The sequence below is a fragment of the Streptomyces sp. SID14515 genome, assembly GCF_010548505.1.
Classification (GTDB): Bacteria; Actinomycetota; Actinomycetes; order Streptomycetales; family Streptomycetaceae; genus Streptomyces; species Streptomyces caviscabies.
On sequence record NZ_JAAGMH010000097.1, the window covers coordinates 110,887 to 134,616 of the forward strand.

The following is a 23,730-nucleotide window of genomic DNA, read 5'->3' on the forward strand; positions in this document are numbered from 1 at the left end:
GGGCGGCGCCCATGAGTGCCGCCGACGCGGTGACCGACTCGCTCCAGAACCTGCGCGCCCAGTTCGTCGACGTACGGGAGGGAAAGCCGGCCGACTACATCCCCCAGCTGGCCCTCGCCGATCCGGACGCCTTCGGGCTCGCGCTGGTCAGCATGGACGGGCACCGCTACAGCGCGGGCGAGGCTGAGGTGCCCTTCACCCTCCAGTCCGTCTCCAAACCGTTCATCTACGCCCTCGCGCTCTCCGTCCTCGGCCTCGACGAGGTGAGCCGGTGGGTGGGCGCCGAGCCGAGCGGCGATGCGTTCAACGCCATCAGCCTCGAACCCGGTACGGGCCGGCCCGCCAACGCCATGGTCAACGCGGGCGCGATCGTCACCACCGCCCTGATCCCCGACGCCCCGGACGAACCCGCCTTCGACCGGATCCTGCACTGCCTCGGCCATTTCGCCGGACGTGAACTCGACGTCGACGAAGAGGTGTTCAGCTCCGAGTCGGTGACCGGGGACCGCAACCGGGCGCTGGCGTACCTGATCCGCTCCACCGGCACCATGCCCGTCGACCCGGTCCTGGCGGTCGACCGCTACTTCCGCCAGTGCGCGATCCGCGTCACCACCGTCGACCTCGCCACGATGGCCGCGACGCTCGCCTACGGCGGCGTGAACCCGGTCACCGGCGAGCAGGTCGTCTCCGCCGAGGTCGCCGCCCAGGTCCTCGCCGTCATGGCGACCTGCGGCATGTACGACGGCTCCGGCGACTGGCTGCTGCGCGTCGGGCTGCCCGCCAAGAGCGGGGTGTCCGGCGGCCTCATCGCGGTGGGCCCCGCCCGCTTCGGGGTCGCCACGTACAGCCCGCCGCTGGACTCCACCGGCGGTTCGGTACGCGGCCACGCCGCGCTGGAGGCGATGTCGCGACGCTACGGACTCCACCTCATGCTCAACCCCGCGCTGCCGGGCTCCACCGTCAGCCTCGTCACGACCGCGGACGATCTGCCGTCGGCGCCCTCCACCGAGCACGAACGGGTCCTCCACGGACAGGTCGGCGTCGTCGTCGCCCAGGGGTCCATCGACTTCACGGCCGCCGAACGCGTGCTGTACGCCCTGGACGAGTCCGGTCCGGACGGCGGCTCCGTGGTGCTCGACCTGCACGACGTGACCTCCGTCGACTCCGTCGGCCTGGCCATGCTGCACACCGGCCTCGCACGGCTCGCATCCGACGGGCGGCGCGCGGCGGTCGTCGATCCGCGCGGTCTGCTGGGCCCGCCCGATCTCGTGCGGGAGCGGACCGGCCAGGACGTGCCGCGCTACGACACCCGTGAGGATGCCGTCGAAGGCTGCGCGCACGCCCTGGCCGGAGAGGGCTGAACCAGGACTACCAGATGGAACCGACCCACTCGGGGTGGTCGATGAACGGGTTCCGGTTGTGCTGGAACTGCTCGAATATGACGTCGTTGCGGCGCTTCTCGAAGGTGTCCGGCGGGTCTTCCTGGCTCCACTGCTTCAGGACGGACAGCTTGCCCATCTTCGGCGCGGAGCCGTTGTCCACCTGGTCGTTGGGTTCGAGGTCGGCGAAGGAGTCGTCGCCCTCGTAGCGCACGGCCATGTAGAGGATCATGCGGGCGACGTCGCCCTTGACCTCGTCGCGCGGCTCGAAGGAGTCGCCGTCGGTGAAGTTGCCGGGCGCGTCGCCCAGTTCACCGCCCCCGTTGTCGAAGTCCTTGTTGCCGCGCGTGGAGTTGACCTGGACGTCCTCGGGTCGCAGGTGGTGGATGTCGGTGCCCGGGCCCGTCGCCGTACCGAAGTCGCCGTGCGACTTGGCCCAGACGTGCTCCCGGTTCCACTGGCCCGAGTTGCCGCCGTTGTCGTTCTTGGACTGGGAGCGCCCGGTGTACAGCAGGACGACGTTGGAGGAGTTGGCGGGATCCTCGTCGGTGGCCTTGAGGGCGTCCCACACCTGGCTGTAGGAGAGCTTGGTCTGGTCGCTGATGATCGTGTGCAGGGCGGTCTTCAGCTCGGCGCCGGTCTTGCCGAGCGCGTCCTGGTAGTACGTGTCGTCGAGGGCGGCGGAGGTGGCGGTGTAACGGTCGGGCGTGCCGTCCGCGGGCGCCGCGGCCGCGGTGCCGGTGAGCACGGTGACGGCCGCTGCCGCGGCCAGCAGTGGACGCGCGTAGAACGAATGACGACGGGACATGTGGGGTGTCCTCTCCGAAACGCGGGCGTCGCGACGAGGGCCCTGGGTGGGGGTCTCCGCGGCGGCCGTGCGGTAGGTGGTCAGCCGGGAGCCTTCCACACGCACCGTGCTCCAGGAGTGAACACTCTGTACCTATCATGTGCAGGTCAAGAGTCGGTCGGTCGGAACCGGTCGCGGAGAGTCGTCCGCCCCCGGCGGACGGGCCTCCGGGGGCGGGCGGGACGGGTGGGCCCGATGGGGTCCGACGCCGTCCGGTGTTATCCGGCGGCCCAGTCGCGCAGCGACCGGACCGAGGCGAAGTCGGCCACGTTCCGGTCGAGCGGATCGTCGGTGTACTGGTGGATGCGCCAGTCCGCCTCGATGCGGGGCTTGCCCGCGGCGCCGTAGTCGGCGATCCACAGCCCGTCGCCCGCGTAGCCGGTGGTGTCGTGGTTGAGCCAGAAGGAGCGGTTGCAGTACAGCAGGACCCGGTGATCGGGCCTCTCCCGCTTCACCGCGCGGATGAACCGGTCCTTGTCCGCGTTGCTCGCCCGCGTCCCGCCGCCGGTCTGTTCCCAGTCGACCGCGAGCAGGTCGCCCGCCTTCTCCGGGGTCTTGCTCAGGAAGTACGCCACCTGATCCGCCACGTCCCCCGGCCAGAGGAAGTGGTAGAAGCCGACGACGCACTCGGCGTCCCGGGCCCGCTTCACCTGCGCGTCCATGCGCGGATTGACATAGGTGCGGCCTTCGGTGGACTTGACGAAGACGAAGTCGAGACCGTCGGTGTCGTAGGAGGGCTGATAGGCGCTGACGTCGACGCCGTGGAGCATGGGCACCGCCTCGGGAGATGGGGCAAGACCTCCCTCTCCTGCCCACTCCCCGGGCGCGCCAAGGGCTGATTCACCCTTCCGGGCAGGAGTCCGCGGACCCCTCGGATGCGGTCGGCTCCGTGCGGCGCGAGAATTGCCGCAAGGACGAGGAGGCGGCATGAGCGAAGAGCCCGAATCCGTATCCGCGCCGGTGTCCGGGCCGGGGGGCGTCACGCCCGACCGGCTCCTGCACACGGGTGCGAGCGACCGACCGAGCGCGGAGGACCTGGTGCTCGCCTCCGGGCGGGACCTGACACCCGAGACCCTGGAATGGGCGCGGCGCAAGCTGGCCGCCGAGGGGCGGTCGGCCATAGACAAACAACTGCCCTGACGGTTCCGGAGGGCCCGCGGGAGCGCCCGGCGGGCGGTGCGCGGAGCCGTGACGCCGAGGTGAAGCGGCCGAGGAGCCGGGGAGCGTGTGGGGCGCCCCCGGATCCCTCGGCTAGCCTGAGTGACATATGAACCGTTTGACGACCTCACAGGGCGCTTTCGAGCTCGCCCGCTTCCCCGAGCACCCGCGCGATCCCTTCCGGGCGTGGGACGCCGCCGACGAATACCTGCTCCGGCAGCTGACGGACCCCGAGACGGGCCCGGTCGACCTCTCGGGGACGGTCGCCGTCGTGGGGGACCGGTGGGGAGCGCTCGCCACTGCGCTGGCCGCTCACCGGCCGGTCCAGATCAGCGACTCCTACCTGGCCCGGCGCGCCACCCTCGCCAACCTCGCCCGCAACGGCCTGGACGCCGACGCCGTCACTCTGCTGTCCTCCCGCGACACCCCGCCGGACCGGATCGACGTCCTGATCGTGCGGGTGCCGAAGTCCCTGGCGTTCCTGGAGGACCAGCTCCACCGGATCGCCCCCGCCGTCCACGCCGGCACCGTGGTCATCGGCACCGGCATGGTCAAGGAGATCCACACCTCCACGCTCAAGCTCTTCGAGCGGATCATCGGCCCGACCCGCACCTCCCTCGCGGTGCGCAAGGCGCGGCTCATCTTCAGCACCCCGGACACCGGGCTCCCGCGTACGCCGAGCCCATGGCCGTACCGCTACGAGCTGCCCGCCGACGTCGGCCCCGTCTCGGGCCTGACCACCGTGAACCACGCGGGGATCTTCTGCGCCGAGCGCCTCGACATCGGCACCCGCTTCTTCCTGAAGCACCTGCCCACCCGCGGCGGGGCCGTCCGGGTCGTCGACCTGGGCTGCGGCAACGGCGTCCTCGGGCTCTCCGCCGCCATCGCCAACCCCGACGCGCACCTCACCTTCGTCGACGAGTCCTACGGGGCGGTGGCCTCCGCCGAGGAGACCTTCCGGGCCGGTGCGCCGGCCGGAGCGAAGGCCGACTTCTTGGTCGGCGACGGTCTCGGCGACCTCGAACCGGGCAGCGTGGACCTGGTGCTGAACAACCCGCCCTTCCACTCGCACATGGCGACGACCGACGCCACGGCCCGCACGATGTTCGTCGGCGCTCGGACCGCGCTGCGCCAGGGCGGCGAACTCTGGGTCGTCGGCAACCGGCACCTCTCGTACCACACCCACCTGCGCCGGATCTTCGGCAACTGCACCACGGTGGCGGGCGACGCGAAGTTCGTGGTCCTGCGCGCCGTCAAACGCTGACGCCGGTCCCCGCGCCCTGGCCCTTCCGGATTCTTGCAACAGGTTCTACTGTGTGCGCCGCCGCACACGGGCGACGCCGAAGCGAGACTCTGGAGGGGCCGTGCACCTCGAATACACGCCTGAGCAGCAGCGGCTGCGTACCGAACTGCGCACCTACTTCGTGACCCTGGTGCCCGACAACGCCTACGCTCGCTACGCGGAACCCGCCGCCCAGAAGCGCTTCTACCGCGAGACGGTCCGCAGGCTCGGCGCCGACGGCTGGCTGGGGGTCGGCTGGCCGAAGGAGTACGGCGGCCGGGGACTGACCCCGATGGAACAGTTCATCTTCTTCGACGAGGCCGCCCAGGCCGGCGTGCCGCTGCCGCTGATGGCCCTCAACACCGTCGGCCCCACGATCATGCAGTTCGGCACCGACGAGCAGAAGGCCCACTTCCTGCCCGGCATCCTGGCCGGCGAGATCGACTTCGCGATCGGCTACAGCGAACCGGACGCGGGCACCGACCTCGCCGCCCTCAAGACCCGCGCGGTCCGCGAGGGGGACACGTACCTCGTCGACGGCCAGAAGATCTGGACCACCAACGGCGACACCGCCGACTGGGTCTGGCTCGCCGTGCGCACCGACCCCGACGCCCCGCCGCACAAGGGCATCACCATGCTCCTGGTCCCCACCGACGACCCGGGCTACTCCTGCACCCTGATCAACACCCTCGCCTCGCACGACACGACCGCCAGCTACTACGAGAACATCCGCGTCCCGGTCTCCCGCCGCGTCGGCGAGGAGAACAAGGGTTGGCGGCTCATCACCAACCAGCTCAACCACGAACGCGTCACCCTCGCCGCCCACGGCACGATGGCGGTCCGCGCCCTGCACGACGTCCAGCGCTGGGCCGCCGGCACCAAGCTCGCCGACGGCCGAAGGGTCATCGACCTCGGCTGGGTCCGCGCCCTGCTCGCCCGCACCCACACCCGCCTCGACGCGATGAAACTCCTCAACTGGCAGATGGTCGCCGCCCTCCAGGACGCCACCCTCACCCCCCAGGACGCCTCGGCCGTCAAGGTCTACGGCTCCGAGGCCCGCCGGGACGCCTACGCCTGGCTGATGGAGATCGTCGGCTCCGCGGGCGCGCTGAAGGAGGGCTCGGCCGGCGCGGTGCTCCACGGCGAACTGGAACGCGGCTACCGCTCGGCGGTGATCTTCACCTTCGGCGGCGGCAACAACGAGATCCAGCGGGAGATCATCTCGTGGATCGGGCTGGGAATGCCGCGCGTACGGCGGTGAACGCGGGGCCGGAACTACCGGCGGTGCCCCCGCACCGCCGGGTCCGCCACCGTCAGTTGATCGCGGGTCCGGAGCCGTTGAGCCAGGCCCACGGGGCCCAGTCGGAGAAGCCGGTCTGCCAGGTGTGGTAGACGCCCGCATGGCTGGTCCCGAAGACCTCGATACGGCCGTCGGCGTTGGTCGCGGCGGTGATGTCCGTGCCGCCGGTGCCGATGGTGGCCCAGCCGCTGAAGGGGGCGTTGATCCCGGTCTGCCAGGCGTGGACGGCGATCTCGTCGCTGATCGCGAAGACCTCCACCCGGCCGTCGGCGGTGCGCTCGCTCGTGAGCTTCGCGTCGGCCGGGCCGCCGGTTCCCACCCAGCCCGACCAGGAGGTCGGGTTCTCCTGGTAGCGGTGGAAGACGCCCTCCGGTCCGGAGGCGAACACCTCCAGGCGCCCGTCGGCATTGTGGTCCACCGTCAGATCGTGGCCGCCCTCCCCGAAACGTTCCCACGCGGACCAGCCGCCGCTGGGCGCGAGCTGGTACTGGTGCTCGAAAACCGTGCCGTTGAGCGCGAACACCTCGAGGCGGCCGTCGGGTGACTTCTCCATTTCCAGGCGGGCGTCGACGGGACCGCCACCGGTGAACTCCCAGCCCGACCAGCCGGCGTTCGGCTCGGTCTGGTAGCGGTGGTAGACGCCCTTCGGACCGGAGGCGAAGACCTCGATACGGCCGTCGGCATTCGTTCCGGCGGCGATGTACCGGCCGGCGGTGCCGAACTCCTCCCAGCCGGACCAGTCCCGGGACGGGCCGGTCTGATAGATGTGCTGGGCCGCATCGCCGTTGATCGCCAGCAGCTCCAGCCGGCCGTCGGCGTTGGGCGCGATCGCCAGCTGCGCGTTGCGCGGGCCGCCGAGCGGCCGCCAGACCGACCAGCCGCCGTTCACCTCGGTCTGCCAGGAGTGATGGACCCCGTCGGCTCCGGCCGCGAAGGTCTCCAGCCGGCCGTCGGCCGACCGTGCCGACACCACACGGCCCGTCTCGGACGGGCTGACGACGCGGTGGGAGGGAGCCTCGACGACCTTCTTGTAGCGGAACGGCTTGGCGACGAACCGGCCGCCGCTCGTCGTGTAGTTGATCGGCCGCTCGTAGCGGACGGACCCGGCCCCACCCATCTCCTCCATGGTGAAGAAGCGCGTGTGCTGGTGGTTGGCCCAGCCGGCGAACAGCACGACATGCCCCGCGTCGCCGCCGGTTCCCGGCCCGAGCGTGCCGACGGCGTCGCCGGGCCTCAGATCCTCCCAGCCGATCGGATCCATGAACTCGGGCAGGGTGACCGTACTGGGGGACGAGGCCAGGTGCAGGGCCATGGAGACGAAGCCCGAGCAGTCGGTGCGGTAGTGCCTGCCCTGCAGGTCCGGGTGGGAGTCGTTCTGGTTGTAGTAGACGTTCAGATCCACCCAGTGCTGGGCCCGGAGAAGGATCTCGTCGCGGCTGATCGGTCCGCCCACGTCCGACCGGACGCGCTGGGCGGAGCGGAGGCCGCTGCCGTTTCCGGCGGCACGGGCCCCGGATCCCGTCGCGAGGACGGTTGCGCCGGCGAGGGCCATCGCGGCCGAGAATCCACCGGCGGCTCTGAGTACTGCTCTGCGGGAGGGACGGTGTGCGCTCACAACGGGCTCCTGGTCGGTAGCGGTACGAGGCACGTACGAGAAGGGGGGCCCGCCGTGATCGCGCAGCGGTCGCGCTGGGTCGCGCAGGGGGTGCGCCGGGCCACGGTGTGGTCGCGCTGAAAGTAGCCGAGAGGGGTACGGCGCGGGGATCCGGAGAGTTGCGGATGGACGGCCGCGGCCCGTCCGGCTAAGGCCCGCGACACGAACCCTGTCGGACCGTCACGTCCGTCGGCCTAGAGGACGCGACCCGGTTCTGTCAGTCCGTAAGGTTCCGGATACTCCTCCCGGGCGGGGATCGCTAGCTTCCAAACGCCGGTGCCGCTGTGACGGCAGTCGGGCCCTCAGCCAGCTCGCCCACAGGAGGTCACCTTGACCGCGCAGAACCCCACCCGCAGAAGCATCCTCAAGTCCGCCGGCGGGCTCACCGCCGCGGCGGCTCTGGGGACCGGCGGCGTTCTCGCGTCGGCGTCGCCGGCCGCGGCGGTCGGCGACGGCTTCGGCCTGCACATCACGGAGCGCGGCGAGCAGGATCACCGGATGTGGTTCTACCGGTTCCAGACCTCCGCCATCGGCGGCTGGAACCCGGCCGTCAACGTGCTGCTGCCCGACGGCTACCACACCAGCGGGCGCCGCTACCCGGTCCTCTACCTGTTCCACGGTGGCCTGGAGGACTTCATCACCTTCGACGCGCATCACGACATCCGGGGCCTGACCGCCTGGAAGGACCTCATCGTCGTGATGCCCGACGGCGGGCGCGCCGGCTGGTACTCCAACCCGGTGAACACCAACGTCGGGGCCCGGGACTGGGAGCACTTCCACATCGCGCAGCTCCTGCCGTGGATCGACGCCAACTTCCGTACGTACGCCGAGTACGACGGCCGCGCCGTCTCCGGGTTCTCCATGGGCGGCTTCGGCGCCCTGAAGTACGCGGCCAAGTACTACGGCCACTTCGCCTCGGTCAGCGCCCACTCCGGACCGGCCAACCTGCGCGGGGGCAACGGCGACCTGGTGACCCACTGGGCCAACGCCTCCTCCGCCGCCGTGGAACTGGGCGGCGGCAGCATCTACGGCGTGCCCTTCTGGGACCAGGCCCGGGTCAGCGCGGACAACCCGTGCGAGCGCGTCGAGAGCTACCGGAACAAGCGGGTCTTCCTGGTCGCCGGCACCAGCCCCCAGGACATCCATGGGTACGCCAACGAGACCGTGGTGCTCGCCACCCAGCGGGAGTTCAAGTGGCACCTCGACCGCGCGGGCATCCCCTACGAGCCGCACGAGGTGGACGGCGGCCACTGGGTCCGCCGGGATCTGCTGGAACGCGACATCAACGGCGTCATCGCCCGCCTGCGCAAGGCATGACGGGGCCTCGCGTGATGTCCGTCCTTTCCCCGAACCTGTCCGGGCGGGTGCTCGGGGTTCTTCTCGCGCTGACCGTGATGCTCCTGCCGGGGCTCGCCGTCGGCTCGCCGGCCGCGGCGCAGACCGCTTCCTCCCCGGTCCCGGCTCGGGCCGCCGGCTTCGCCGCCCCGAGCGACCTGTGTGCGGAGGTCGGGTACAACGCGGGCTTCCGGGGCGAGAGCCTGGTGACCGCCGTCGCCGTCGCCCTGGCGGAGTCCAGCTGCAATCCGCAGGCGTACAACCGCACGAACAACACGCCCCCGTCCACCGACCGCGGCCTGTGGCAGATCAACGACTACTGGCACGCCGAAGTCAGCGACGCCTGCGCCTACGACGCGCAGTGCAATGCGAACGAAGCCTTCCGTATCTCCTCCAGGGGTACGAACTGGAGCCCCTGGTCCACCTACAACCAGGGCCACCACCAGCGGCACATGGGCACGGCGCGGGCCGCCGTGGACCGTCTAGGCAACCCCGGGCCCGGGCCCGCGCCGCTGGTGTATCCGGCGGAGTCGGGCCGAGTGGTGTCGGCGCGGTCCTCGGACGGGCGTCTCGAGGTGTTCGCCGCGGGGGCCGACGGTGTGCACCACGCCTGGCAGGAGAACATCAACGGCACCTGGTCGGAGTGGGAGTTCATCGCCGGGCCCGCAGGAGCGGAGCTGGCGATCGGGCCGAACGCCGACGGCCGGCTGGAGGTGTTCGCGATCAACGACCGGATTCTCCAGCACCGCTACCAGGACCGGCCCTCCGGCGGCTGGTCCGGCTGGGAGAACTTCGGCGAAGGCGGCCACGACCTCGCCGTGGGCTCCAACGCCGACGGCCGGCTCGAGGTCTTCGCCTCCGGTCCCGAGGACGTGTTCCACCGGTTCCAGACGGCCCCCAACAGCGGCTGGTCGGGCTGGGAAGGGACCGGCGGCGGCCCGGGGAGGAGCCGTATCGAGCTGGCGAAGGCGCCGGACGGCCGGCTGGAGGTGTTCGCCCTCAACGGTGAGGTCTTCCAGCATCTCTACCAGACGTCCGTGAACGGCGGCTGGTCACCCTGGGAGGACTTCGGTACCGGTGGTCATGACCTGACCGTCGACCACAACCAGGACGGCCGGATCGAAGTGTTCGCCTCCGGGCCCGTCGGCGTCTTCCACCGGTACCAGACCGGTCCCACGAGCTGGTCCGGCTGGAAGGAGACCGGTGGCCCCGCCAACTCCCAGCTGACCAGTCAGCGCACCGTGGACGGGCGGGTCGAGCTGTTCGCGATCAACGCGAGCGATGCCCAGCACATGTGGCAGACCGGGGTGAACGCCTCGTACAGCCCGTGGGAGACCTTCGGCACCGGTGGCACGGAGATCACCGCCGCGGCCAACGCCGACGGCCGGATCGAGGTCTTCGGGACCAATCCCACCGGGGTCTACCACCGCTGGCAGACCGGCTTCTCCACCTGGTCCCAGTGGGGCTGGCTCAAGGAGACCGCCGGACCCGCGGTCAACTGACGACGACGTACCTCTGGAGCGTTCACGTGCATCCGTTCAGCAGGCGCCACCTGCTGCGCGCGGCCGGAGCGGGAGCCCTCGTGCTCCCGCTCACCGGCCGTGCCCCAGCCGTTGCCTCCGCCCCGGGCCCGGCGTCGCAGTGGGTGGGCGCCGGATCCTTCACCCACGTCCACGACCCCTCCCCACCGGGCCGGCGCCGCTATCTCAACGACCACACCCTGATCCGGGCGAACGGCCGCTGGCACCTGTTCAGCATCGTCGGTGACAGCGCGGCGCCCGGCGAGGCACCGGACAGCGCCGCGGAGACCTCCTTCGCCCACGCCTCCGCGCCCGCCCTCCACGGCCCCTGGACCACCCATGCCGACGCGCTGACCGTCGACCCGGGCTACCACGGCGAGGAGCACCTGTGGGCCCCGCACGTCATCGAGGCCGACGGCAGGTACTGGATGTTCTACGCCGCGGGAGGCGGCGTTGGCGCCGCCGTCAATCTCGCCACCTCCACCGACCTGTTCAGCTGGACCCGCCTGCCCTCCGGACCTCTCTTCCGCGGGCGCGTCGCGCGTGACCCCATGGTCGTGCGGATCGGCGACGAGTGGGTCATGTACTACACCGAGCTCGCCGCATCCGACGGCCGCCACCTGGTCTGCTACCGCCGCTCCGGAGACCTGCTGCACTGGAGCGAGCCCGGCATCGCGTACACCGACGCGAGCACCGACGCCACCGGCGTCTCGGTCACCGAGTCGCCCTTCGTGGTCGAACGGGACGGCTGGTACTACCTGTTCATCGGGCCGAGGGGAGGGTACGAGGGCACCGACGTCCTGGCCTCCCGGGATCCCTTCCACTTCGCTCTCGACGGATACGCCGGCCATGTGCCCGGTCATGCCGTGGAACCGGTCATAGACGGGGACCAGTGGTACGCGAGCGCCGCGGGCTGGTTCCGCCACGGCCTGTACCTGGCCCCGCTGCACTGGCGGGCCACGCCCCCTTCGTGGCGGAGCCCGGACAACCCGGTCGCCGCCGTGGACGTCCGGGGCCGCCTGACCGTGTTCGCCCTCGACGCCGGTGATCGTTCGATGCTGCGGCGCGTCCAGCTCGACCCGAACGCGGACACCTGGTCGGAATGGGAGCGGTTCGGCGGGCCGGCCGGCGCGGTCCCCACCCTCGGACACAACTCCTACGACGGACTTGAGGTGTTCTCCCTCGCCCCCGGCGGCGTCAATCTGCACCACCGGGTACAGCGACCGGACGGCGGTTGGTACGCGTGGGAGGAGTTCGGCGGGCCGGCCGGGGCCGCCCCCGCCGTGGCCCGCGGAGCCGACAGGCGGCTGGAGGTCTTCGCGTCGAGCCCCGACGGCAGCGTCGTCTCCCGGCGGCGGCAGCGGTCGCCCGGGTCGCCGGCCTGGGACCCGTGGGAAGCCGGATTCGGCGGGCCGACGGGTGCGCCACCGGTCGTCGCGGTCAACGCGGACGGCCGGCTGGAGGTGTTCACCCTCGTACGCGGAGGCGCGGAGATCCGGCACCGGTGGCAGCTGGCGCCGGGCGGCGACTGGTCCCCGTGGAACCGGTTCGGCACCGCGGCCGGAGCGGCTCCACGGGTGATGCGCGACGGCAGCGGCCGGCTCACCGTCGCCGCGATCGGGCCGTCCGGTCTGGGGTCCTTCCATCGCCGCCAGTCGGCGCCGAGCGGGGGGTGGGACGACTGGCGGCCTCTGTTCGGCTGGTCGGCCGCGGCCCCGCTGCTCGTGACCGGCGCCGACGGCAGGATGGAGGCGTTCGTCCTGTCCCCGGGCGGTGACCGGATCGATCACCGCCGGCAGACCGCGCCCGGCGAGGACTTCAGCCCCGGCGGCGAGTTCGGCGAACCGGACACCGTCCTCGCGGCGACGCCCTCCGCTGCCGTGGACGCGACCGGGCGGATCCACGTCTTCGCGGTCACCGCCGACGGCCGGGTGCGTACGCGGGTACAGGCCCGCCCGAGCGGTGGCTGGCAGCCCTGGACCTCCTTCGGCGACCGCGCCGTGGCACCCGGGGCCTGACGATCAACGAGGAGCGTGGCGGGGCTTATCCTCGGCGGATGCGACCAGTGCCGCCACCGAAGGTCATCACGCGCCACCACGACGGGCGGATCCGTGCGTACGTGGTGGATTCCGGCGTCCACGGGACGCTGGAGCCCGCCGCGGTGTTCCGGCCACGGGCCGGTGACGAGGTGGTGGAGTCAGCGGTGCGGCACGATCTGGAGAGGGTCGTGTACACGACGCTGAACGGTGTCGTCTGCCTCACGCGCGCCGGCGACCTGGTGTGGGCCTCGGACTTCGAGCCCCACTCGGACGTGAGACGCGGCCACCGGCCCGGCTGCGCCCTGTCTCCGGACGGCCGGACGGTATGGGTCTACCGGCCCGACGCGATGGCGGGACGCGCGGGCGGGGACCAGTGGGTCGTGCACGACGCCGACAGCGGCGTGGTCCTCGCCCGCCGGGAGCTGGAGACGGTCGGACACGCCGCCGGCCATCACGTGCACCCCGTGGACGGCAGCGTCTACCTGGACATCGGCGAGGGTCAGGACGGCGCCGTGGTTCTCCGGGGCACGGCCAAGGAAGACGGGGAGGCCGAGTTCGTGACGTACCCGTGGCGGGACCGCTGTCTGATCGACCTGGCGCCGTCCGGGCGGCAGTTCATGACCGTCGACCACGGGCAGGCGGACGTGGCCTTTCACCACCACCCCGACGGGGAGGTGCTCTTCACGCTCCGGGTCGAGTCCTTCGGATACGACCCGGAGGAGACCTTCGTGGAATGGAGCGGCGGCTATCTGACCGAGGACACGGCCGTCGTCACCCTGGGCGGCGAGAGCGAGGACGAGGAGGAGTGGTTCCGCCACCACCTGGTCGACCTCCGCACGGGTGCGCCCGGCGGCGAGATCACCGTCGAAGCGACCGGCCCGTACGAGATGGTGCCCCTGGGCGACGGTTCCTGGCTCACCGGCGGCCCCGGCGGCCCCGGCGGCCACCCCGTCCGCCGGTCCCGCGCTCGGTCCGGAGCTGCCGGCTAGCGAGCGGTGGGAGCCGACCGGTCGTGGTCAGCGCTGTTCGCTGTCGAACCGCGCGAACATGTCCACCAGCGGCTGCGGGGCGCGGGGGTCGAAGATGACCTCGAGCCCCTCGGCGGACTCCCGGGCCGTGTCCTCGGCGCGCGGGAACATGATCTCCTCGTAGGCGGTCAGCGCCGCCTCGGTGTCGCCGGGGTGCGCGGCCAGGCAGCGCCCGAGGTCCGCGCCGTCGATCAGGGCCAGGTTGGCGCCCTCTCCGGCGAAGGGCGACATCAGATGGGCCGCGTCGCCGAGGAGCGTGACACCCGGGGTCCGGGGCCAGCGGTGTCCGGCGGGCAGGGCGTGGATGTGGCGGGGCACGAGCGGGCCGTCCGCCGCGGCGATGAGATCGCGCAGGGCGGGCGCCCAGCCGTCGAAGTGCTTCGCCAGGATCGCCTTCGCCGCGTCGGTGTCGGTGAAGTCGACGGTCCCCAGCCAGCTTTCGTCCGCGCGCAGCGCCGCGTAGATGTGCAGGCTGCCGTCCGTCTCGCGGTGGGCGAGGAAGCCCTTCTCCTCGCCGAGCGCGAAGAACATGCCGCCGCCGATGAGCTCGGCCGCCCCGGGGTGGCGTACGTCCGCGTCGGTCAGGTCGAGTTCGACGAACGAGACGCCGGTGTACGCGGGGGTCGCGGGGGACACCAGGGGGCGGACGCGCGACCACGCGCCGTCGGCGCCGACGAGCAGGTCCGTGGTGAACACCGAGCCGTCGGCCAGCTCGACCTCGTGGCTGCCCCCGCCCAGCGGACGGCAGGACACCGCCTTCGCGTTCCAGCGCAGGGCGTCGTCCGGTAGCGAGGAGAGCAGCAGGTCCCGCAGGTCTCCGCGGTCGATCTCGGGGCGTCCGCCGCTGCCGTCGTCCGGCTCCTCGCGCCGGACGACGCCGTGCCGGTCGAGGACGCGCATCGCCTGGCCGCCGGGGTGGACCCGGTCGGTGAACTCCTCGTACAGGCGGGCTTCGCGCAGGGCGGCCTGGCCGGTCTCCTCGTGGATGTCGAGCATGCCGCCCTGGGTCCGCGCGTCCGGTGAGGCCTCCAGGTCGAAGACGGTGGCGTCGATGCCGTGCACGTGCAGGACGCGGGCGAGCGTGAGGCCGCCGAGTCCGCCGCCGATGACGGCGATCGGGTGGTGGGGGGTGGTGGCCATGGTGTCGGTCCTTTCGTGGGGGCGACCGCCGTCCGATGGGGGAGCCGGGTCAGGCGGGGTCGCGCGGGGTGGTGAGTGCGCCGTTGACGACCGCGCGGAACAGCCAGCGCAGGCGTTGCGGCGGGGTTCCGGACATCAGGTCGTCGCCGAGGGCGGCGATACGGGGATGGGTGTCGGCCGGTGCTCCGCGCAGGGCCTCCGCCAGGGCGTTCCACTCCTCGCCCGCCGATGCGCTCTCGTCGCGGGCGGAGTGCTCGGCGGCGGTCGCGGTGGCCACCTGGAGCAGCAGATCGACCCCCCACGCCGCCTGCCCGTCGGGGACGCCTCCCTCGTGGAGGAGGGACAGGACACCTTCGACCACGGCGAGGTAGTGGGCGCCGGACGGGCGCACCACCAGCGCGGAGTGCGCGAGGCTCGGGTGCTCGAACAGGACGCCCGTGTACGAGATGAGCACCGAGGCGAGCCGGTCGCGCCAGTCGCCCGGGCCTGTCACGGGGCCCAGATCGACCGCGCCGAGGAACTCCTCCAGGATCGCCGCGTGCAGGTCGGCGGTGCCGGAGAAGTAGACGTACAGCGAGGCCGGTCCGGTGTCGAGCTCCTTCGCCAGACGCCGCACGGTGACGCGTTGCAGCCCCTCGGACCGCATGATCCGTACGGCCGCCGTGACGATCGCCCCGTGGCTGAGGGCGGGCTTCGCCGGACGCTCCCGACGGCTCCGGGGGGTGGGAGGGGGAGAGGGTGTCATGCCATCACCGTAACGAACATGTTCGTGACGAACAAGTTCGTCAGACCGATCGGCGGGCGGTGAGGTGACGCCTTGCGGGTGCTTGGGGCGCTCCGAGTGCCGGGTTCAGGGGCGGGCGAGGACCCCGGTGAGCAGGACGGCCAGCGTCTCTTCGAGCGTCGCGGTGAAGTCGAGCCGCAGGGCCGCCAGCGAAGGATCCGCCTCGTAGGCCGCCAGCATCGCGGCCGAGGGCTGGGCGTGCGTCCAGATCGCGCCGGTCACCAGAAGCACCCCGGCGGCGAACCGCCCCGCGCGGTGCTCGTCCAGCTCCGGCACCCGCTCGCGTACGAGCCGGGCCAGCTCGGCGACGTTCGCCAGGGCGGCGCGCTTGTAGGCCGCGGCCACCTCCGGGGACACATTGCGCTCCAGGACCGCCGCCTGGGCGCTGATCAGATCGCAGAGCACCGGGCGGGCGGCGAGCGACGCGGCCAGGGTCGCGGCCACCCGGTCCGTGCGCTCGGCGGCCGGGGTCCCGGCGTCCACCGTCGCCGAGAACTCCGCGTCCAGACCGGCCAGCCAGTCGCGCTGGGCGCTGCCCAGCAGCTCCAGCAGTACGGCCTCGCGGGACTCGAAATAGCGCAGCACGTTCGACTTCGCCAGCCCCACCCGCCGGCTCAGCTCGTTCAGGCTCACCTGGGCCACGGGCAGCTCCGTGAGCATCGCCGCCGCGGTGTCGAGGATCGCTCGGCGGCGCACCGCGCGCTGCTCCTCGCTGCGGGCGCGCTGGAAGGGCGTCTCTGTCATACGCACACCTTACAGACCCTCGGTCTGTTGTTATCGGACCGGCGGTCTGCTAGCGTTTTCATCAAGAGACCGCCGGTTCTTTATCGGCGGGTCCAGTCTGTCGTGAAGGAGTCCGCCATGTACGCCGTTCCGGATCAGAGCGGGAAGACCGCCGTCGTCACCGGAGCCAACAGCGGCACCGGAAAGGAGGCCGCCCGCCGGCTCGCCGGGGCCGGAGCGCACGTCGTGATGGCGGTCCGCACCCCCGCCAAGGGCGAGCGGGCCCGCGCCGAGATCCTCGCTGAGCACCCCGGGGCCCGGATCGAGGTCCGCCGCGTCGACCTCGCGGAGCTGGCATCCGTCCAGGCGTTCGCCGAGGGGCTGATCGCCGACGGCGTCCCCGTCGACCTGCTGCTCAACAACGCCGGAGTGATGGCCCCGCCGACCCGGATGACCACCGCCGACGGCTTCGAGCTCCAGTTCGGCAGCAACTACCTCGGCCCCTTCGCGCTCACCGTCCGGCTGCTCCCGCTGCTGCTCGCCGCCCCCGCGCCCCGGGTCGTCACGATGAGCAGCAGCACCGCCAACTACGGCCGGATCTGCTTCGACGACCTCCAGTGGGAGCGCCGCCGCTACAGCGCCAACCTGTCCTACGCGCAGTCCAAGCTCGCCGACCTGATGATGACCCGGCAGCTGGCGGACGTGGCCGCCGAGCGCGGCTGGGGCCTGCTGAGCACCGGCGCCCACCCCGGGTACACCCGCACCAATCTCCAGACGGCGGGCGCGAGTCTGGGCCGGGACAGGCCCAAGCGCTCGATGCTCAACTCGATGAACATCCTGCCGTCCCAGCTCCCCGAGCAGGGCGCCGAACCCCTGCTGTACGCGGCCACCGCCGCCGACGTCGCCCCCGGCAGCTACTACGGCCCCGGCGGACGCTTCGGACTCGTCGGGCCCACCGCCCCCGCCCGCATCACCCGCCGGGCCCTCGACCCGGCCGCCAACGCCCGGCTCTGGACCGAGTCCGAACGGCTGACCGGAGTGTCGCTGCCCGCCCACGCCGCCTGATCCGGCGCCCGGGAAGCGGAAGGATCCGGTCCGGCCCGGCCGGACCGTGCGTCAGGACAGGTCCTCGCGGCCGAACCACGAAGGAACCTCCGGCACATCGGCGTCCCACGCCTTCGGCGGTTCGGGCGGCGGCGGAGGCGTCCGGCGCACCGGGGCCGGTGCGGACGGTTCCGGTTCCTCCTCCGGCGCGGGGTCCGGCGCGGGACGCGGCTCCGGAGCCGCGCTGTCCAGGAGCTGCTCGGCCACCGTGAACCGGCAGTGGAAGCTCTGCCAGGACCCGTCCAGGACCAGCAGGAAACCGTCCTGCTCCCGGTAGATCCGCCGACGCCGGGGACTGAACGGATGGGTCGGCGCGTAGGTCTCGGCGCGCACCCGCAGGGCCTCCAACGCCTCCTCGCGCGTGCCGTCCACATGGCCCAGCACATCGGCCGACCACACCCGGCGCTGACCGCCGAACCCGAGATTCTGCTCCACGATCAGCCCCCACCTGGGCATCGTCCCCCCGATCGTCGTCCGCCCCGCCCTGCCGGCAGCGCCCTTACCCGGCGTACCATTGTTCCCGATCTTGTACGCGTACCGGCACCGCCCCGTGCACCGCTGAGCCGGAGGTACCCGCGGATGAACGACGCCTCGCCCCAACGCCCCGATCCGGGGCTCTTCGGGCCCCGGTCGGTCACCTGGCAGATGCACGGCGACCCGATGATGTGGATCGCCGGCATCCGCGCCCTCTACCTCCAGGCGCTCCACCCGCGCGCCGTGCGCGGGGTCACCCAGAACAGCGACTTCCGCCGGGACGCCTGGGGGCGACTCCTGCGCACGGCCTCCTTCGTCGGCACCATCACCTACGGCACCACCGACGCCGCCGAACAGGCCGGCGCCCGGGTCCGCCGCATCCACCGCCGCCTGAAGGCCACCGACCCGGACACCGGGGAGACGTACGGCGTCGACGAACCGGAGCTGCTGCTCTGGGTGCACTGCGCCGAGGTCGACTCCTACCTCCAGGTCCAGCGCCGCTCCGGCTTCCCCCTCACCGACGCCCAGGCCGACCGGTACATCGACGAACACCGCACCGGCGCCCGCCTCGTCGGCCTCGACCCGGACCGGGTGCCCGCCACCACCGCCGCACTCGCCGCCTACTTCGAGCGCGTACGCCCCGAACTCGCCGCCGGAGCCGAGGCGGCCGACGTCGACGACTTCCTCCGCAGCCCGCCCGTGCGCCCCTGGCTCGTTCCGGCGCGGGCCCTGCTGTGGCGGCGTGTGGCGGCACTCGCCTACCAGTCCCTGCCCCCGTACGCCCACGAGCTGTACGGCAGACCGGCCCCGCCGCCCGCCACCGTCGACCGGCGGCTGCGCGCTGCCGGCGCCGTCCTGCGCGCGATCCCGGACCGGGTGCGCTGGCAGCTGCCGCCCGGTCATATCCTCGGGGCGATGGCACGGCTGGGACCCGGCAGTCGCCCCGCCGCGTACAGACTCCGCGGACCGGCCGCCATACTGGACGGGCCGGGGAGGGCATAGCGCCAGCAGCGGGAACAGCGGGGAACAAACGGGGGCGGGAAGCGGCAGATGGCGGACACCAGGCTGATCCAGAGCCGGTACCGACTGCTCGAACTGATCGGGCGCGGCGGCATGGGCGAGGTGTGGCGCGCCCGCGACGAGTCGCTGGGCCGTCAGGTCGCCGTCAAATGCCTCAAACCCATGGGCCCCCAGCACGACCGGGCGTTCACCCGCATCCTGCGCGAACGCTTCCGGCGCGAGGCCCGGGTGGCCGCGTCCCTCCAGCACCGGGGCGTCACCGTCGTGCACGACTTCGGCGAGCACGAGGGCGTGCTGTACCTCGTCATGGAGCTGCTCGACGGGCAGAACCTGAGCCAGCTCCTGGCGGAGAACCAACAGCACCCGCTGCCCGTCGACCATGTCGTCGACATCGCGGAACAGGTCGCCGACGCCCTCGGCTACACCCACCGCCAGGGCATCGTCCACCGCGACCTCAAGCCCGCCAACATCATGCGGCTGACGGACGGCACGGTGAAGATCTGCGACTTCGGCATAGCGCGCCTCGGCCACGACATCGGCATGACCTCCCGGCTCACCACCACCGGCCTCGCCATGGGCACCCCGCACTACATGTCGCCCGAGCAGATCAGCGGCAAGGAGGTCGACCACCGCAGCGATCTCTACTCGTTGGGCTGTGTGCTGTACGAAATCGCCACCGGCGTACCGCCGTTCGACCAGGAGGACGCCTGGGCCGTGCTCGTCGGACACCGCGACACCCCGCCGGAACCGCTGCGCACCCACCGTGCCGAGCTGCCCGGCTTCCTCGACCGCGTCGTCCTCGACCTGCTCGCCAAGGCCCCCGACGAGCGGCCCGTGGACGCGGGCGACCTGCGCCGCCGCATCGTCCTCGGCCGGACCGGGGAACAGCCCGCGCTCGGACCTGGCCCCCTCGCGCTCTCCGGCCCTGTCCGGCCACCGGTCCTGCCCGCCTGGACCCGGACCATGACCGCGGGTCACCGGGCGTTCGGCGCGAGCGACCCCGTCGCCGAACGGCCCGACCCGGCCGCCGGACTGACGGGCCAGTGGACCACCGCGGCCTCCGGCGCCACCGCCCCGCACGCCCACACCTTCGTCTCGCTGTCGGCCCCGCCCCCCGCCCCGGACCTCCTCGCCACCCTGGAGGGCCGCCACAGCGCGGGCGTCGACCTCGGCCGCCTGGGCCGCTGGGAGGAGGCGGGCGAGGTGCACCGCGAGGTCGCCGCCCAGCGCGACCGCGTCCTCGGCCCGGACCACCCCGACACCCTCGCCAGCCGCTACGAGATCGGCCTCACCCTCAGCCGTACGGGCCGGGCCGAGGAAGGGCTGCGCGAGTTCACCCGGGTCGCCGAGGGCCGCGAACGCGCCCTGGGCGCCGAGCATCCGCAGACGCTCGCCGCCCGCCAGGCGACCGCCCACGCCCTGGGCCGCCTCGGCCGGCACGCCGAGGCCCACCAGGTGTACGAGGCGGTCCTCGCCGTCCGCGAACGCGTCATGGGCCCGGACCACCCCGACACCCTGCGCTGCCGCCACAACCTGGCGTTCAACCTCAGCCGGCTGGGGCGGCCCGAGGAGGCCTGGCAGGTGGCCCGCGAGGTCGCCGACGCCCGCGCCCGGCTGCTCGGCCCGACGCACCCCGACACCCTGGCGACCCGCTACGAAGTGGCGTACACCCTGGGCCGGCTGGGCCGTTGGGCGGAGGCGCTGGAGACCTACCAGGACGTCGCCCGGGCCCGGGCGAGCACGCTCGGGGCCGACCACCCCGACACCTTCGCCGCCCGCTACGAGGCCGGCATCAGTCTTGGCCGGCTCGGCCGCGACGCGGAGGCCCTGGAGCTGTACCGGTCCCTGGTCGCCGACCGCACCCGGACCGCCGGGGAGGCCGACGCCGAGACGCTGCGCGCCCGCCACGGCCTCGGGGTCAACCTCGGGCGGCTCGGCCGCTGGGAGGAGGCGCTCGCGGAGGCGCGTGACGTCTGCGCGCTGCGGGAACGCACCCTGGGGCCCGACCACCCGGACACGGTGATCAGCCGCCGGGAGGTCGCCGCCGGACTCGGCTGGCTCGGCCGGTGGAGCGAGGCGCTGGTGGCGTACCGGCAGGTCGCCGAGGCGCGCGGCCGGGTGCTGGGCCCCGACCACCCCCAGACGCTGGCCGCCCGCGACGACGAGGCGCACTGCCTGGCACGGCTCGGACGGCCGGCGGCGGCCGCCGGGGGCGTACCGTCGATCGCGGCAGGGTCCGAACCGCCGGACACCGTCTAGAAGACAGCCTCCCGTCTCCCGCCTTCCGCCTTCCGTCGCCTCTGGCCGGGACGGACGGCGGCGTGTTACGAAGGTGCATGCCCGCACCCCAGACACCCGCACCCCGCACATCCGCAGGTCAGCCCGCCACCCGGGAGTCCTCCGGCCCCGGCGCGCCCGCCCGGGACCGCTACGACGCCGTGATCGTCGGCGGCGGCCACAACGGCCTGGTCGCCGCCGCCTACCTGGCGCGCGCCGGACAGTCGGTCCTCGTCCTGGAACGTCTAGGCACCACCGGGGGAGCGGCGATCTCGACCCGCCCCTTCGCCGGGGTCGACGCCCGGCTCTCGCGCTACTCGTATCTGGTGTCCCTGCTGCCGGACAAGATCGTCCGCGATCTCGGCCTGGACTTCGCCGTACGCAAGCGCACCGTCTCCTCCTACACCCCCGCCGTCCGCGACGGACGCCCCACCGGGCTGCTCGTGGCGGGCGAGGGCACCCGGGAGTCGTTCGCCGCGCTGACCGGCGGCGAGCGGGAGTACGCGGCGTGGCAGCGGTTCTACGGGATGACCCAGCGGGTCGCCGAGCGGGTCTTCCCGACGCTCACCGAACCGCTGCCCGGCCGCGACGCGCTGCGCGAGCGGATCGACGACGCCGACGCCTGGCGGATGCTCTTCGAGGAGCCGCTCGGCGTCGCCGTCGAGGAGAACTTCACCGACGACCTGGTGCGCGGGGTGGTCCTCACCGACGCCCTGATCGGCACCTTCGCCGACGCCCATGACACCTCGCTCCTCCAGAACCGGTGCTTCCTCTACCACGTGATCGGCGGCTCCACCGGCGACTGGGACGTCCCGGTCGGCGGCATGGGCGCGCTCACCGACGCGCTGGCCGCAGCCGCCCGCGCGGCGGGCGCCGAGATCCGCGTACGGCACGAGGCGACCCGGATCGAGACCGACGGAAGCGCCGCCGAGGTCACCGTCCGCACCCCGGACGGCGAACATGTCGTCGCGGCCCGCCGGGTGCTCGTCAACGCCTCCCCGCAGGCGCTCGCCGCCCTCCTCGGCGACACCCCGCCGCCGCCCGCCGAGGGCGCCCAGCTCAAGGTGAACATGCTGCTCACCCGGCTGCCGAAGCTCCGCGACCGGTCCGTCGACCCCCGGCAGGCCTTCGCCGGCACCTTCCACATCGCCGAAGGGTACGGGCAGCTCGCCGACGCCTACCGGGACGCGGCGGCCGGCCGGCTGCCCGCCGCCCCGCCCTCCGAGATCTACTGCCACTCGCTGACCGACCCGTCGATCCTCGGCCCCGACCTCGTCGCGCGCGGCTACCAGACCCTCACCCTCTTCGGTCTGCACGCCCCGGCCCGGCTGTTCGCCGCCGACAACGACGCCGCCCGCGCGGCCCTGCTGAAGGCGACCCTGGCCGAACTGGACGCGCACCTGGAGGAGCCGGTCACCGACTGCCTGGCCCTCGACGCGAACGGCGAACCCTGCATCGAGGCCAAGACCCCGCTCGATCTGGAGCGCGATCTGCGGCTGCCCGGTGGCCACATCTTCCACCGCGACCTCTCCTTCCCGTACGCGGAGGAGGGCACCGGGCGCTGGGGCGTGGAGACCGCGCACGCCAACGTGCTGCTCTGCGGGGCGGGCGCGGTGCGCGGCGGCGGCGTCAGCGGGGTCCCCGGCCACAACGCGGCGATGGCCGCGCTGGGCCGGTGACGTCGTGCATCAGGCCCCGAACACCCCCCGCAGCGCACCCAGTTTGCGCGGCAGGTCGTACTCGGCGCCGCCCTCGTGCCCGTTGTACGGGAACACCTCGATCTCGGCCTCTCCCGCGTAACGGTGGTAGGCGGCGAACACCGTGGAGGACGGGCAGATCCGGTCCATCAGCCCCACCGAGAACCACGCGGGAGCGCTCGCGCGCGCGGCGAAGTTGACCCCGTCGAAGTAGGACAGCGTCTCCATCGCCTCCTCGATCCGGAAGCGGTGCCCCGACAGCCAGCGGGCTATCTCCGCGTACGGTCCGGCGTCCGTGATCTGCGAGGCCCGCCGGTAGTGGCAGAGGAACGGCACATCGGCGACGGCCGCCGACACATCGTCACGCAGCCCGGCGACGGCCAGCGCGAGTCCGCCGCCCTGGCTGCCGCCGAGGACGGCGACGCGCCCGGCGTCCACCGCCTCATGGGCCTTCGCCGCGTCGACCGCCCGGACCGCGTCGGTGATGAGCCGCCGGTAGTAGTGCCGGTGGGGGTCCTCGATGCCCCGGGTCAGAAAGCCGGGCGAGGACGAACCGTGGCCCTCGGGCCCGATGTCCGGGGTGTCGGCGGTGTTCTTGCCGCCGCCGCCCTGCCCCCGGTTGTCCATCACCAGGTGCGCGTAGCCGAAGGCGCTCCAGGTCAGCCACGCGTACGGGATGCCCCGGCCGCCGTTGTACCCGATGTACTGCACCACGGCGGGCAGCGGCCCGGAGCGCTGCTTCGGCAGCATCAGCCACGCCTTCACCGGCTGCCCCTCCCAGCCCCTGAACGTCACATCGAGTACGTCGACGGTCGCCAGGCCCGTCCCGTACGGCACGAACCGGGCGTCGACGTCGTGCCGGGCCGTCTCCGCGAGGGTCTTCGCCCAGAAGGCGTCGAAGTCGGCCGGTTCCTGCGGCTCGGGGCGGTACTCCCGCAGCCGCTCCAGATCCATGTCGAACAGCAAGGC

At 72.6% G+C, this 23,730-nt stretch carries 20 protein-coding genes; 12 read left to right on the plus strand and 8 right to left on the minus strand.

Features of this window, described 5'->3' with window-relative positions:
• Positions 1–11 precede the first annotated feature (11 nt).
• Complete coding sequence (glsA, locus tag G3I54_RS20650) at positions 12–1,361, plus strand: glutaminase A (protein WP_164616352.1); 1,350 nt, start codon at positions 12–14, stop codon at positions 1,359–1,361.
• A gap of 7 nt (positions 1,362–1,368) precedes the next feature.
• Here glsA and G3I54_RS20655 read toward each other — a convergent pair whose 3' ends face one another.
• Together G3I54_RS20655 and G3I54_RS20660 are read right to left on the minus strand one after the other, a co-directional pair.
• Positions 1,369–2,187, minus strand: a complete 819-nt coding sequence (locus tag G3I54_RS20655) for an endonuclease (RefSeq protein WP_164616353.1) — start codon at positions 2,185–2,187, stop codon at positions 1,369–1,371.
• A gap of 257 nt (positions 2,188–2,444) precedes the next feature.
• On the minus strand, positions 2,445–2,996 hold the full coding sequence (locus tag G3I54_RS20660) for a GH25 family lysozyme (protein ID WP_164616354.1): 552 nt from the start codon (positions 2,994–2,996) through the stop codon (positions 2,445–2,447).
• 157 nt (positions 2,997–3,153) lie between these two features.
• Here G3I54_RS20660 and G3I54_RS20665 point away from each other — a divergent pair, with 157 nt between their 5' ends.
• From G3I54_RS20665 to G3I54_RS20675, 3 genes are all read left to right on the plus strand, one after another.
• The gene (locus G3I54_RS20665; RefSeq protein ID WP_164616355.1) at positions 3,154–3,366 is read left to right on the plus strand and encodes a hypothetical protein; all 213 of its coding nucleotides are present in this window, start codon (positions 3,154–3,156) and stop codon (positions 3,364–3,366) included.
• A gap of 127 nt (positions 3,367–3,493) precedes the next feature.
• The gene (locus tag G3I54_RS20670) at positions 3,494–4,648 is read left to right on the plus strand and encodes a methyltransferase (protein WP_164616356.1); all 1,155 of its coding nucleotides are present in this window, start codon (positions 3,494–3,496) and stop codon (positions 4,646–4,648) included.
• Between the two features lie 100 nt (positions 4,649–4,748).
• Entirely contained in the window at positions 4,749–5,927 is a 1,179-nt protein-coding gene (locus G3I54_RS20675; protein ID WP_164616357.1) for an acyl-CoA dehydrogenase family protein, read from the plus strand.
• Between the two features lie 52 nt (positions 5,928–5,979).
• Here the strand turns inward: G3I54_RS20675 and G3I54_RS39570 are convergent, their stop codons facing one another.
• Positions 5,980–7,581, minus strand: a complete 1,602-nt coding sequence (locus G3I54_RS39570) for a hypothetical protein (RefSeq protein WP_343240372.1) — start codon at positions 7,579–7,581, stop codon at positions 5,980–5,982.
• Between the two features lie 369 nt (positions 7,582–7,950).
• On the opposite strand from G3I54_RS39570, the gene G3I54_RS20685 reads away from it, so the two are divergent.
• The 4 genes from G3I54_RS20685 to G3I54_RS20700 are packed head-to-tail and all read left to right on the plus strand — an operon-like array spanning position 7,951 to position 13,503.
• On the plus strand, positions 7,951–8,937 hold the full coding sequence (locus G3I54_RS20685) for an alpha/beta hydrolase-fold protein (RefSeq protein ID WP_164616358.1): 987 nt from the start codon (positions 7,951–7,953) through the stop codon (positions 8,935–8,937).
• 14 nt (positions 8,938–8,951) lie between these two features.
• Positions 8,952–10,457 carry a transglycosylase SLT domain-containing protein gene (locus G3I54_RS20690; RefSeq protein ID WP_203686814.1) on the plus strand — a complete coding sequence of 502 codons (1,506 nt, stop codon included), beginning with the start codon at positions 8,952–8,954 and terminating at the stop codon, positions 10,455–10,457.
• Between the two features lie 26 nt (positions 10,458–10,483).
• A complete protein-coding gene (locus G3I54_RS20695; protein WP_164616360.1) occupies positions 10,484–12,493 on the plus strand; it encodes a family 43 glycosylhydrolase in 2,010 nt (669 codons plus the stop codon).
• A 38-nt stretch (positions 12,494–12,531) separates the two neighbouring features.
• On the plus strand, positions 12,532–13,503 hold the full coding sequence (locus G3I54_RS20700) for a hypothetical protein (RefSeq protein ID WP_164616361.1): 972 nt from the start codon (positions 12,532–12,534) through the stop codon (positions 13,501–13,503).
• Between the two features lie 27 nt (positions 13,504–13,530).
• Here G3I54_RS20700 and G3I54_RS20705 read toward each other — a convergent pair whose 3' ends face one another.
• From G3I54_RS20705 to G3I54_RS20715, 3 genes are all read right to left on the minus strand, one after another.
• Positions 13,531–14,682, minus strand: coding sequence for an FAD-dependent monooxygenase (locus G3I54_RS20705; RefSeq protein WP_164616362.1), 1,152 nt, complete (start codon positions 14,680–14,682; stop codon positions 13,531–13,533).
• A 49-nt stretch (positions 14,683–14,731) separates the two neighbouring features.
• The gene (locus G3I54_RS20710; RefSeq protein ID WP_164616363.1) at positions 14,732–15,427 is read right to left on the minus strand and encodes a TetR/AcrR family transcriptional regulator; all 696 of its coding nucleotides are present in this window, start codon (positions 15,425–15,427) and stop codon (positions 14,732–14,734) included.
• Between the two features lie 105 nt (positions 15,428–15,532).
• Complete coding sequence (locus G3I54_RS20715; protein WP_164616364.1) at positions 15,533–16,210, minus strand: TetR family transcriptional regulator; 678 nt, start codon at positions 16,208–16,210, stop codon at positions 15,533–15,535.
• A 117-nt stretch (positions 16,211–16,327) separates the two neighbouring features.
• On the opposite strand from G3I54_RS20715, the gene G3I54_RS20720 reads away from it, so the two are divergent.
• On the plus strand, positions 16,328–17,254 hold the full coding sequence (locus G3I54_RS20720) for an SDR family oxidoreductase (protein ID WP_164616365.1): 927 nt from the start codon (positions 16,328–16,330) through the stop codon (positions 17,252–17,254).
• 51 nt (positions 17,255–17,305) lie between these two features.
• Here G3I54_RS20720 and G3I54_RS20725 read toward each other — a convergent pair whose 3' ends face one another.
• Positions 17,306–17,749 (minus strand): hypothetical protein, encoded by a 444-nt coding sequence (locus G3I54_RS20725; protein WP_164616366.1) that lies wholly within the window; start codon positions 17,747–17,749, stop codon positions 17,306–17,308.
• 123 nt (positions 17,750–17,872) lie between these two features.
• Here G3I54_RS20725 and G3I54_RS20730 point away from each other — a divergent pair, with 123 nt between their 5' ends.
• The 3 genes from G3I54_RS20730 (at position 17,873) to G3I54_RS20740 (ending at position 22,743) form a co-directional block, all read left to right on the plus strand.
• On the plus strand, positions 17,873–18,769 hold the full coding sequence (locus tag G3I54_RS20730) for an oxygenase MpaB family protein (RefSeq protein ID WP_164616367.1): 897 nt from the start codon (positions 17,873–17,875) through the stop codon (positions 18,767–18,769).
• Between the two features lie 48 nt (positions 18,770–18,817).
• Positions 18,818–21,046: a serine/threonine-protein kinase gene (locus G3I54_RS20735; RefSeq protein ID WP_164616368.1), complete on the plus strand. Its 2,229-nt coding sequence runs from the start codon at positions 18,818–18,820 to the stop codon at positions 21,044–21,046.
• A 77-nt stretch (positions 21,047–21,123) separates the two neighbouring features.
• Complete coding sequence (locus tag G3I54_RS20740) at positions 21,124–22,743, plus strand: NAD(P)/FAD-dependent oxidoreductase (RefSeq protein ID WP_203686816.1); 1,620 nt, start codon at positions 21,124–21,126, stop codon at positions 22,741–22,743.
• 9 nt (positions 22,744–22,752) lie between these two features.
• On the opposite strand, the gene G3I54_RS20745 is transcribed toward G3I54_RS20740, so the two are convergent.
• Positions 22,753–23,727 carry an alpha/beta fold hydrolase gene (locus G3I54_RS20745; RefSeq protein WP_164616369.1) on the minus strand — a complete coding sequence of 325 codons (975 nt, stop codon included), beginning with the start codon at positions 23,725–23,727 and terminating at the stop codon, positions 22,753–22,755.
• Between the last annotated feature and the right edge of the window lie 3 nt (positions 23,728–23,730).

Coding starts and splice junctions, on each gene's coding strand:
- glsA (WP_164616352.1), top strand. CDS start 12: ATGAGTGCCGCCGACGCGGTGACCGACTCGCTCCAGAACCTGCGCGCC.
- G3I54_RS20655 (WP_164616353.1), bottom strand. CDS start 2,187: ATGTCCCGTCGTCATTCGTTCTACGCGCGTCCACTGCTGGCCGCGGCA.
- G3I54_RS20660 (WP_164616354.1), bottom strand. CDS start 2,996: ATGCTCCACGGCGTCGACGTCAGCGCCTATCAGCCCTCCTACGACACC.
- G3I54_RS20665 (WP_164616355.1), top strand. CDS start 3,154: ATGAGCGAAGAGCCCGAATCCGTATCCGCGCCGGTGTCCGGGCCGGGG.
- G3I54_RS20670 (WP_164616356.1), top strand. CDS start 3,494: ATGAACCGTTTGACGACCTCACAGGGCGCTTTCGAGCTCGCCCGCTTC.
- G3I54_RS20690 (WP_203686814.1), top strand. CDS start 8,952: ATGTCCGTCCTTTCCCCGAACCTGTCCGGGCGGGTGCTCGGGGTTCTT.
- G3I54_RS20700 (WP_164616361.1), top strand. CDS start 12,532: ATGCGACCAGTGCCGCCACCGAAGGTCATCACGCGCCACCACGACGGG.
- G3I54_RS20705 (WP_164616362.1), bottom strand. CDS start 14,682: ATGGCCACCACCCCCCACCACCCGATCGCCGTCATCGGCGGCGGACTC.
- G3I54_RS20710 (WP_164616363.1), bottom strand. CDS start 15,427: ATGACACCCTCTCCCCCTCCCACCCCCCGGAGCCGTCGGGAGCGTCCG.
- G3I54_RS20715 (WP_164616364.1), bottom strand. CDS start 16,210: ATGACAGAGACGCCCTTCCAGCGCGCCCGCAGCGAGGAGCAGCGCGCG.
- G3I54_RS20720 (WP_164616365.1), top strand. CDS start 16,328: ATGTACGCCGTTCCGGATCAGAGCGGGAAGACCGCCGTCGTCACCGGA.
- G3I54_RS20725 (WP_164616366.1), bottom strand. CDS start 17,749: ATGCCCAGGTGGGGGCTGATCGTGGAGCAGAATCTCGGGTTCGGCGGT.
- G3I54_RS20730 (WP_164616367.1), top strand. CDS start 17,873: ATGAACGACGCCTCGCCCCAACGCCCCGATCCGGGGCTCTTCGGGCCC.
- G3I54_RS20735 (WP_164616368.1), top strand. CDS start 18,818: ATGGCGGACACCAGGCTGATCCAGAGCCGGTACCGACTGCTCGAACTG.
- G3I54_RS20740 (WP_203686816.1), top strand. CDS start 21,124: ATGCCCGCACCCCAGACACCCGCACCCCGCACATCCGCAGGTCAGCCC.